Here is a 10,658-nt window from a genome sequence, read left to right as displayed (position 1 = left end):
CCTCCCGCCTCCCGCACCGCCTCCACCCTGGGTTGAGGCGGTGCGGGAGGCGGGAGGGGTGGAGGTGCGCTTGCAGGGCCAGTTCGAGCGTCCGCTGCTGCGGCTGGGGGGCCTCGAGCGCCCCTTTGCCCCTACCGGGCCGCTGCAGTACAGCCTGCAACTTCCGCTGGAAGCCAGTGGGGTGGCTACGGTGCTCGAGGGGGAGCAGCCCCGGTTGCGCTTTTCCCTTCCGGCTCCCGCGGAGTGGCGTCTTGAGGATGGCCAGGCCAACCTCGAGCGCCTCAGCGAGGCGACGGGGGGACGGCTTCTGGCCTCCCCAGCCGAGCTGGCGACCCTCCCTTCCCGAGGGCCTTGGAGCTTGCGTCCGATCCTACTGGCTTTGGCCCTGGTTTGTTTTCTGCTCGAGCGCCGACAGGAGTACCTGCGCAACCGTCGGTTGAACTTGACGACCGCCTAAAGTGGGCTACTGTGAGGGGAATGCGTTTTGCTTTTTGGATCGTGCTCTTTCTGGCCGGATGCGCCTCCAATTCGTCCTGGCCAAGTGTTGCCTTGCCCGATGAGGTGGTTTTGCGCGGTGAGAGCGGTACCCTGCGGCTCCGGGTGGGTTCTAATGTGGCCTGGACCCTCAAGAGCGACGCTGACTGGCTTACGGTTTCCCCTGCTCAGGGGCTTGGCCCGGCTTCCGTACAGCTCCAAGCCCAGCCCAGCGGAGACCCTCCGGATGGCCGGCAATACACCACCACCCTCGAGGTGGGCGGGGACCTCAAGGCCACGGTAGCGGTTCGGCTGCCGCTGGTGTGGGTGACCGGGCAGGTCGCGGACCTGGGTCAGGGTCAGGCTCTTCAGGCCCAAGCTCTCGGCTTGCCGGCCTTGGGCTCGAGGGGATGGTCCCCGCACAAAGCCCCTCCCCCCAGCACCGAGGTGCTGGTAAAATACCGCCAAGCTCCGCAGCCCAGCCGCCTGCCCCTGCAAGCCCAGTTGCGCTCGCTCGACCGGGCCCACCGCCTGGTCAAGCTCAAAAGCCCCAACCCCCAGGCCCTGCTCGAGGCGCTTCGCCGTGACCCTAATGTGGAATGGGCCGAGCTCAACGGGTACGTCCGTGCCCAAGGGGAGGCTATAGGGGAACCCACCGACGAGTTTTACCCCAAGCAGTGGTACCTCAAGACCACCGGTGCCCGCTTCAGCTATCTGGGGAATTTCCCCTACCCGGTCACGGTAGCGGTGATTGACACCGGGGTGCGCTACGACCACCCCGATTTGGCCGGTCGGCTGGTGCTGCCCGGCGAAGGAGCTTACGACTTCGTGCGGGGCCAGCCAGACCCCACCGACCCTGGGGACAGCAGCAGCCCTACTGGCGGCAGCCACGGGACGCATGTCACCGGGATTATCACCGCGGGCAGTGGCCCCTTCCCTCCGGCCTGCCCCACCTGTACCTCCTCGGGGATTGTCGGGGTAGACTACAACGCCCCGGTCAAGGTGCTGCCCTTGCGGGTGCTGGATGAGAGCGGGAACGGCAGCTTTGAGAATGTGGCCCTGGCCATTCGCTATGCGGCGGGTATACCGGTGGTGGTGGGCTCCCAAACCCTGCAAAACCCCACGCCTGCCCAGGTTATCAATCTATCCCTGGGCGCCCTCACCTATTCCCAGGCCATGTGCGATGCGGCTGGCGACGCCATCGCTCGAGGGGTTTTGGTGGTGGCGGCTGCGGGAAATTACCAGGCCGATGCGCCGGGGCAGCTGGTTTACCCTGCGGCCTGCCCGGGGGTGATCTCGGTGGCGGCCACGGATCTCAACAACCAGGTGACCTGGTACAGCCAGCAAAACAGCCATGTGACCCTGGCCGCTCCGGGGGGGGATATCGCCCAGGGGATTGGGGCTGGGATTCTCTCGACCACCTGGAACTACCAGCTAAATCAGCCCAACTATACCTATTACATGGGCACCTCACAGGCTTCCCCCCAGGTTGCAGCGGCCCTGGCCCTGCTGCTCAGCAGCGGGAAGGCCAAAAGTGGGGCTGAAGCCTGGTCTTTGCTCGAGTCCAACCTGACCCACCTGGGCAAGCCTGGGCGCAACGATGCCTATGGCAAGGGTCTGCTCTATCTGCCCTCGGCTTTTGGCTGGCCATTGCCCAAAGGAGACTACGCCGTGGACTTCTTGGGCCCAACCAACCGCCAACTGGCCACAACGGGTGGAGCCTTCAGCACCTACTTGATGCCTGGGACCTACACCGTGATGGTGTGCCGGGATGATTCGGGCAATGGCCTGTGTGATTCCGGGGAGCCTCAAACCAGCAAGACCCTTACCATTCCCCCTACCGATAGCCTCGATCTGGGCCTTCTGCTGCTCACGCCCTGAGCCTGAGCTCACCCAGCCTCAGGCCGATACTATAGACTGTCGAGGTGCGACGTTTTGTCCCCGTGCTCATCCTCGTGTTGCTGGCGGGTGTGGCTTGGTGGGCCTACCCCCTGCTGCAACCGCTGATCAAATACGGCGCGTTGCCCCGGACCCTCCATAAGCCCCTGACGGTTTTGGTGCTGGGGATCGCTCCAGAATATAAGTATTACCACCAGAGGGCCCCTGAGGAGCTCAAGGGTCTGTCGGACGTGAATTTGCTGGTCCACTTTGACCCTGTAGCCCACAGGGTGGTGGTGCTCTCGGTTCCACGGGACACGTATGTGCCCATCCCCGGTTACGGGACCTACATCATCAATCATGCCAACAAGTTTGGGGGCCCCCCACTGGCCGAGAAGGTGTTTACCAACCTCACAGGAGTTCCCATTGACGCTTACGTGGCGCTCAGCGTGGAGGCCATACGGGCGGGCGTAGATGCCCTCGGGGGGATCAACGTTTGCGTGGAGAAACCCATGCGCTACACCGATACCGCGGCTAAGCTCGAGATCAACCTCGAGCCCGGTTGCCAGCACCTAAATGGGGCGCAGGCGGAGGGGTATCTGCGCTTTCGCCACGACGCTCTGGGGGATATTGGACGCATCCAGCGCCAACAGGCCTTTTTCCAGGCCCTCAAAACCCAGGTCCTCACCCCCTCGGGGCTGGCCCGCCTGCCCCGGGCCATCGCAGCGGTAGAGCAGAACATCCACACCGACCTGAGCCGCGACCAGATCGCGGCCCTGCTGGGCTTTGCGGCCAGTCAGCCTCAGATGGTTACCCTCCTGACCCCAGGGGAGTTTGGTCAAGGCTGGGAGGTGGACCATCCAGCCCTTCGGGCCTTGGTGGCCCGCTACTTTGCGAATGCCGCTCCTCCTGCCCAGGCGGTGAGCCTGCAGGGAAAGACGGCGGTGATTGTCTATGCCACCCCCCAAGAGGATGGGGCCATTGCCTTACGCCGCAAGCTGCGGAGCTTGGGAATGCGAGTGGTGCTGCGGGAGGCAGAGAGTGCGCCGCCGCAGAGCGAGGTGATCTCCAATGGGCAGGCAGAGTTGGCCCAGGCCGCCGCCGAGGCGGTGAACCTGCCTTGGCGCATTTCCGGTGAAGCGGTGCTGTACTCCGACCTGACCGTGCGCCTGGGCAGCGATTATCAAATGCCGGCCAAGGAATAGCCCTTCTTGCAGTATGGGTACGGGCTAGTGCATACTAGCCCTGGCCTCAGATCCGCTCGAGGCCGGAATGCCGGGGTGGCGGAATGGTAGACGCTACGGACTTAAAATCCGTTGGGGGAAACCTCGTGTGGGTTCGAGTCCCATCCCCGGCACCAGCGTTGCATGCGAGAGATCTGCGGGGTGCGGCTGGGGGGATCTCGAGCGCGATTTCATTTAAGCATCATTCTCGGCAGGTCTTATAGGAAGTGTATGCATCGAGCCCTGTTAGCCCTTTTTTCCCTTACCCTGGCCATCGGGATGACTGCTTGTCGTTCGCATTCCTCGAGTGCGGCCCAGCCCCAAGCCCCCACCCAGACCGCCTCGAGCCCCGCCTCGGCCCCGGCCGTACCGGCCAATCCGGCCCCGGCGCAGCCCGCCTCGAGGCTACAGGCCGGACTGCCGGGGATGCCTGAGTATGACCCCAAAAACATCTATGCGTTTACCGGAAAAGGGGACCTCTCACCGGTGGTCAAGAATTTTCCCGAGCGGGTTTATGTTCCAGATGGCAAGACCAACCGCCTTTACCTCATAGATCCCAAGACCTACAAGGTGACGGCCAGCTACAAGGTAGACGCCGAGCCCCAACACGTGGTGCCCTCCTACGACCTGAAAACCCTCTACGTCGTCAACGATATGGGGCATACCATCATCCCCATAGATCCCGTCAGCGGCAAGCTGGGCGAGCGCATCCCGGTACAGGACCCCTACAACCTCTACTTCACCCCCGACGGCAAATACGCCATCGTGGTGGCGGAATACCAGCGCCGCCTGGACTTTTTTGACCCCCACACCTGGAATCGCCAAAGCTCGATCAGCGTGCCGTGCAAAGGGGTCAACCACATGGATTACAGCGCGGATGGGCGCTACCTGATCGCAGGCTGCGAGTTCAGCGGAGACATCCTCAAGATTGATGTGGTGGGGCAGAAGGTGCTGGGCAAGCTCCATGTGGGGGGGATGCCCCAGGATGTGAAGCTTTCGCCCGATGGACAGGTGTTCTATGTGGCGGATATGGATGCCAATGGGATACACCTGATAGACGGGGAAAACTTCAAGCCAATCGGCTTTATCCCCACCGGGAAGGGGGCCCATGGCCTCTATCCCAGCCGAGACGCAAAATACCTATACATCTCTAACCGCGCCGAAGGCTCGGTGAGCGTGCTCGAGTTCGCCACCCGGAAGCTGGTGACCAAGTGGAAGATTCCCGGTGGGGGCAGCCCGGATATGGGCGGGGTTTCCGCAGATGGCAAGACCCTGTGGCTGGCTGGGCGCTATCATGGAGAGGTTTACGTGTTCAATACCGACCTGCAGAAGGGGGGGCTGATTCAGCGCATCAAGGTGGGGAAGGGGCCTCATGGGCTGGCCATCTACCCCCAACCGGGGCGGTATTCGCTGGGCCACACTGGGGTGTTCCGGTAAGGGGCCTCTCAGGGAGTGGCCAGCTTCAAAATCCGCTTGGCAACCGCTTCCTCCACCGGCATCACCGAGAGGCGATTGCCGCGGCGCAACAGGGCGAGTTCCTCAGAGGTGAACTGCTGGCGCAGGGTTTCTAGGGGCAGAGGCTGCGCAAAGGCTCGCTCAAACTGCACCTCCACCGTCCACCAGCGCGGCTGCTCGAGGGAGCTGTGGGGGTCAAAGTAGGGCGAATGGGGATCGAATTGGCTGGGGTCTACCAGATGGGCCCGATGGATCCGGCACAGCCCGACGATCCCAGGGACGGCGGTGCTCGAGTGGTAGAAGAAGGCCCGGTCGCCGGGGTGCATCGAGCGCAAGTAGTTGCGTGCTTGGTAGTTGCGTACCCCGTCCCAAAGGGTGGTTTGATCGCGCTCGAGGTCATGGATACTGAAGGTCTGGGGTTCGGATTTGAGCAGCCAGTAAGCCATGGGGCTATTGTATGGGCTGGCTCTAGCCTCGGCTGGGCCCAGGCGATAGGCTGGGTTTATGCAGGGGCTCAACCTAGGAAAGACGCGGCCCAAAAAGACCACGCGAGAAGTTCACCCCCTACCCGCAGCAAGCCCTAAGGAGCTGCAAGCCCGGCTGGGCGAGCGAAAGGTGTTGCTCGAGGTTTCCCAGCGCCGTAACTACAGCTACGACGGCATTGCCTTTGGGGCCACCCCGGCCTTGGTGGTCTTACCGGAGAGCACCGCGGATGTGGTGGAAGCCCTGCGCTTTGCCCGCCAGATGGGACTGCCCATCGTACCCAGAGGGGCGGCCAGTGGGCTTTCAGGGGGGGCTGTCCCGATTGGGGAATCGCTGGTGCTGAGCTTTACCCGGATGACCAGGCTCAGCGTAGACCCCCACAGCCGTACGGCCCTGGCCCAGCCTGGGGTGGTGACCGCGCAGGTCAGTGAGCGGGCTCGGCCCTTTGGGCTGATGTACCCCCCTGACCCGGCTTCCTTCCGCACCAGTACCTTAGGGGGCAACCTGGCGGAGAACGCCGGGGGGCCGATGTGTTTTAAGCGCGGGGTCACGGGAGATTATGTGCTCGAGTTGGAATGGGTAGACGATGCCGCCGAGGTTCACCGCCTCGAGCGCAGTGCATATGACCTGATCGGGCTTCTGGTGGGTTCGGAAGGCACCCTAGGCCTCATCACCGAGATGCGCCTGCGGCTGGAACCCTTGCCGCGCCATACCCGCACGCTGCTCGCGAGCTTTGCCGAGGTGGGACAGGCAGCGGAAGCGGTCTCTGAGGCGATTGCCGCGGGGGCAGTCCCGGCCAAGCTGGAGTTTATGGATAACGGCTGCATCCGCGCGGTAGAGGAGTCCTTTCGGATGGGTTTACCGGTGGAGGCCGCGGCTGTGCTGTTGGTGGATACCGACGGCGATGATCCGCTGGTGGTAGAGGAGGAGCTTTCTTGGGTGGCCGAGGCTTGCCGGGCCCACGGAGGAGTGGTGCAGATGGCCGCCAATGCCGCCGAGAGCGAGGCCTTATGGAGGGCGCGGCGCTCGGTTTCCCCGGCGATTGGGCGCATCCGCCCCAAGCGCCTGAACGAGGATATCGCGGTGCCCCGCTCGAGCCTTCCGGCGGTGGTACGCGAGATCGAGGCCCTGGGTCGGCAGTACGGTCTTCCGCTGGTGCAGTTTGGGCATATCGGGGATGGAAACCTCCATCCCAACGTGATGTTTGATCCCAAAACCGACAACGAGGCCAGGGTTTGGGAGCTGCTTCATGAGGTGGCCCGGGTGGCCCTGCGCCATGGGGGGGTGTTGACCGGTGAGCACGGCATCGGCTTGATGAAGCGGGACTTCATGAAGGAAGCCCTAGACCCCGTAACCCTCGAGGCCCTGCGGGCAGTAAAGGCGGCCTTGGATCCCTCTAACCTGCTCAACCCAGGCAAGGTGTTGCCTACCCCTTAAGCCGCTTGAGGTAGCGCTCGAGCCCGGCCCGATCCCCTTTGGCCAGATAGCGCGCTTGCTTGGCCCAGGTTTCCAGCCGCAGTCCGGTGCGCAGCCCTGCGGCCAAGAGGGCCTTTCGCAGCTCGGCTTCCCGCGTCTGGGCCAGGGTGGCAAAGCTGGTAATTCCCGCTGCCCTGAGCGCAGCGGCGGTTTTGGGGCCTACCCCGGCAATACGGGTGAGGTCATCAAGGGTCGAGGGGGCCCGGTTTGAGCCCGCTGGGTTGGGGCGGTTTGCTTGAGGGGAGGGCTTGGGGGTAGCCCCGGTTTGGCGAACCCTGCCCTGCGAGACCTTAGCGGTTTTGCCGACCCCTCCCTTCTTGGCGGTTTTGGCCATTCGGCGAAGCTGGGCCAGGAAGGCATCGGCTTGGTAGCCCACCTTCGCCGCCAGCCCGGCCACCGGGGCCCGCCAGGTGCTCCAGCCCGGCTTGGCCCGAGCCCCACCTAAGACCTCGAGGGCTTCCAGCAGCAACTCCAAAGCCTCACGGTTAAAGTAGGTGACGCCTTCAAAACGGTTGAACCCCAGGTAGCGCTGGGTCTCGGGGTCCTGGCCCAGCCCCTCGAGGGCCAGCAGACCGCCCTTCAGCAGGCTGGGCTGGGCCATCAGCAGCTTGGCCAGCCCGGCTGCCCGGCTGGCCTCTGCCGGGCTCGTCCCCAGCTCGCGCACCGCGCCCTCGAGGATCCGCCCCAGGCGCCACTCCTCGAGGCGATCGCGGGGTTGGTCGGCTTCGCCCAAGGCCGGGGCGAAGCTCCAAACCCACAGCGCGCCCCACAAGACGGGGCTCTGCGGGGAGGCCGCCGCCCTCAGCAGGGGGGCCAGGCGTTCTCGCAGCTCGAGGGCAGGCGGGGTTTTCCCGGTGTGGGCGGCAATCCCCGCCTGAAGGCGCATCAGCCTGGCCTGGAGGTCTTCCAGGAGGGCTGGATCTGGGTTGCGTGCAGCCCCCATCAAGCGGCGCAGCACGCTTGCATTCACCAACTCGCGGAAAGGGGTTTGGATGGGCTCGAGCACCAACTCATAGCGGGCTTCCTCCACGCTTTCGACCCCTTGGCCGCCCAGCATCGCGGCCACCCGGGCGTAGCTGCCGTCGGCGTCATAGACCTCGCGCCAATCCAGGAAGACCTGCCGTCCGTAGGGACCCAGCTCGAGGTAGAGGCCTTTCTCAGCCAGCTCGGTGTTGGAGCGTATGAACTCGAGCCCCCGCACCCGGTCGCGGAACAGGCTGAAGGTGCGTGGCTTTAGGCTCAGGCCCAGGCCCTCGTCGAGGCTGCGCCGCCGAAGCTCTTTGCTGCCTCCGAGCGGCTGGGCGACCGAATGCCGAACCCAGCCTTTGGTGGGGTTGGCTCGGTTGTGGTAGACCACCAGGCTGCGCTCGGCCCCCTCCCGATTGGAATAGGCAAACACATCCTGGTTGACCCCCCCCTCAGAATCGAAGTCATAGAGCACAAAGTGCTGGGCCCCAGCGAACTGGTGACGCCGCTTCAGGAGGGGGAAGATCTGCTCCCGGTGATGCTCAATTAGCCCTTGATCGGGGAGCTCCTGGTAGTAAGCCCGGCGGTACTCCATCCCGTAGCGCTCGCTGTACCCCTCAACCTGGCCGTGCCCCAGCATGGGCAGCCCCGGTAGGGTGGCGCACAGGGTCATGACCCCAAAGTACTTATCGCCCTTACCAAACTGCTCGAGCGCGGTCTTCTCGTCGGGGTTGTTAAGGAAGTTGACATAGCGCTTGAGGATCTCGGGATCGAATTCTAGGGTTTCCTGGAGAACCTTGCGGTACTCGGCGTTTTTTTCATCCCTGAGCATGTTCATAAAGGCCGAGTTGTAAACCCGGTGCATTCCCAGGGTGCGGACAAAATACCCTTCCATCATCCAAAAGGCCTCGGCCAGCAACAGGGTATCGGGGGCTTCGATGGCCACTCGGTCGACCACCTCGCGCCAGAACTCCACCGGCATCCGCCGATCGAATTCCTCCTTGGTCATGGCGAATTCAGCCCGGCTGGGGATGGACTGGCCCCAGGGTGAGCCGCCTGGCTCCGGCCACCACAAGCGCTGGATGTGGCGCTTGGCCAGGGTCATGGCGGCGTCGAAGCGGATCACCGGGAACTGCCGGGCCACATGCAGGATGGTCTGGATCACGGCCTCGCGCACCTCCGGGTTTAGATAGTCGAGTTGGGCGGTATCGTTCCAGGGGGTGAGGGTGCCGTCGTTGCCGTGGTAGATGTAGCGCTCCTGGCCGGTCCAGCGGTCCACGCGCTTGAACACCACAGCGGCATCGGATTTGTCGTAGTAGTGGTCCTCGAGGAAGATGCCTACTCGAGGGTCCTCCGATAGGTCGGGCCCGCTGAAGCGGTAGTTCGGGTAGGGGGGGTAGGGTAGGCTGATGAACCAATCCGGGTGCTCATAGACCCAGCGCCCATCAATGCCCACATGGTTGGGCACCATGTCGCTGGCCAGGCGAATCCCACGGCGCCAGGCCCGCTCCTTGAGGTTCTGTAGGGCTGCTTCCCCCCCTAGGTCCCGGGCGATCACGTAGTCGTAGAGGGAGTAGGCCGAGGCCACCGCATCGGGGTTGCCCATCCGCTGCTTGATTTGCTTGGAAGCCCGGCTGCGCTCCCACAGCCCAATCAGCCACAACCCGGTCACGCCCCAGCTGGCCAGGTTGTCTAGCTCGGCGTCAGGGATCTGATCCAGGGTCTGAATTTCTCTTCCATACTGCTTAGAGAGCTGGTCCAGCCAGACAAAAGCGTTTTTGGCGATCAGGACCAGCTGAGGCATCCAGTCTAGGTCGGGGCTAAAGGCTTCGGGCTCATGCTCGAGCCGCTGGGCCCGCGGGCTGAACATCTCAGGGCTAAGGTCGCCCCCGCCGAAGCCTCCGGGGGCTTCGAGGTGGGTCGGGGCCCGTTCGAACCAGCGCCCTTCCTCGCGCAGCACATCGCGGCCCACCAACAGCCGGTAGATGAAGCGGCCCAGGCTGCCGCCCAGCCGGGTCAGCAGGAACTCGAGCTGGGCCTCGAGGGAGTCGGGAAACTGCAAGGCCGGCAGGCGCAGGGTTTTAAACAGGCTGAGGCCGGTTCCGCTGAAGGCCGGTTCGCCCTCGAAGAAGTGCTCCAGGGCCTGAATGGCAGGCAGGTAGGCGGTGGACTGCTCGAGCTGGGCATCGTCAAAGAGCTCTAAGAAAGGGGCAAAGGCTGGATTGGCGTTGGCCATCCACAGCATCAGCATCTCCTCGAGGACGATCTCGCGGTGACTGCGCCCCTCGGTCTGGCCAGTCAGGTAGGCCTCGATGGTCATTTCACCGCGGTAAACCGCCAGGGGGGGGAACTCCGTTGCGAAGGTCCGCAGGGTGCGCTCCAGGGCCTCAGGACCGAGTTGTACCTCGAGCTGGGCCAGAGCCTCAGCCATTACCCGGGGGTTTTGCTGGATGCGGTAGGCCTCGACGGTGACGTGCAGCATCTCGTCAATCAGCCCCATGGCATTGACCTGCCCCACACTCACGGCCCGCTCGGGGGGGCGCTTGGCGTTCATGGCTGCTGCGAAGCGCCGGGCTGCCCCGAAATCGGCGAAGACCACATTGCCCGAGGAAGAGAACAAGGCCAGATCGAATTGGTAGTGGTCTCGGGCTCGAGCGGCAACGTGAAATTCCATTGCTCCGGTACCTGCGAAGAGGCGAGCCA

At 63.9% G+C, this 10,658-nt stretch carries 6 protein-coding genes, 1 tRNA gene and 1 pseudogene; 6 read left to right on the top strand and 2 right to left on the bottom strand.

What is annotated here, in order from left to right; translation table 11 throughout:
• The 5 genes and pseudogenes from Mgrana_RS10325 to Mgrana_RS10305 all read left to right on the top strand — a co-directional run.
• Window positions 1-457, top strand: a pseudogene (locus tag Mgrana_RS10325) (VWA domain-containing protein); the annotation flags it as partial.
• A 20-nt stretch (window positions 458-477) separates the two neighbouring features.
• Window positions 478-2,355 (top strand): S8 family serine peptidase, encoded by a 1,878-nt coding sequence (locus Mgrana_RS10320; protein WP_119357526.1) that lies wholly within the window; start codon window positions 478-480, stop codon window positions 2,353-2,355.
• 44 nt (window positions 2,356-2,399) lie between these two features.
• Entirely contained in the window at window positions 2,400-3,557 is a 1,158-nt protein-coding gene (locus tag Mgrana_RS10315) for an LCP family protein (protein ID WP_119357525.1), read from the top strand.
• Between the two features lie 69 nt (window positions 3,558-3,626).
• Window positions 3,627-3,712, top strand: a tRNA-Leu gene (locus tag Mgrana_RS10310).
• Window positions 3,713-3,806: 94 nt separating this feature from the next.
• Window positions 3,807-5,012, top strand: coding sequence for a YncE family protein (locus Mgrana_RS10305; RefSeq protein WP_240631323.1), 1,206 nt, complete (start codon window positions 3,807-3,809; stop codon window positions 5,010-5,012).
• Window positions 5,013-5,020: 8 nt separating this feature from the next.
• Here the strand turns inward: Mgrana_RS10305 and Mgrana_RS10300 are convergent, their stop codons facing one another.
• Window positions 5,021-5,476, bottom strand: a complete 456-nt coding sequence (locus Mgrana_RS10300; protein ID WP_119357524.1) for an EVE domain-containing protein — start codon at window positions 5,474-5,476, stop codon at window positions 5,021-5,023.
• Window positions 5,477-5,534: 58 nt separating this feature from the next.
• On the opposite strand from Mgrana_RS10300, the gene Mgrana_RS10295 reads away from it, so the two are divergent.
• Window positions 5,535-6,950 (top strand): FAD-binding oxidoreductase, encoded by a 1,416-nt coding sequence (locus tag Mgrana_RS10295; RefSeq protein WP_119357523.1) that lies wholly within the window; start codon window positions 5,535-5,537, stop codon window positions 6,948-6,950.
• Here Mgrana_RS10295 and Mgrana_RS10290 read toward each other — a convergent pair.
• Entirely contained in the window at window positions 6,940-10,629 is a 3,690-nt protein-coding gene (locus Mgrana_RS10290) for an alpha-amylase family glycosyl hydrolase (protein ID WP_240631322.1), read from the bottom strand. The genes Mgrana_RS10295 and Mgrana_RS10290 overlap by 11 nt on opposite strands.
• Window positions 10,630-10,658 lie beyond the last annotated feature (29 nt).

It is taken from the genome of Meiothermus granaticius NBRC 107808, assembly GCF_003574355.1.
Lineage (GTDB): Bacteria > Deinococcota > Deinococci > Deinococcales > Thermaceae > Meiothermus > Meiothermus granaticius.
The sequence above is the reverse complement of the archived record's forward strand: the minus strand, read 5'-3'. Positions and strand labels throughout refer to the sequence as shown.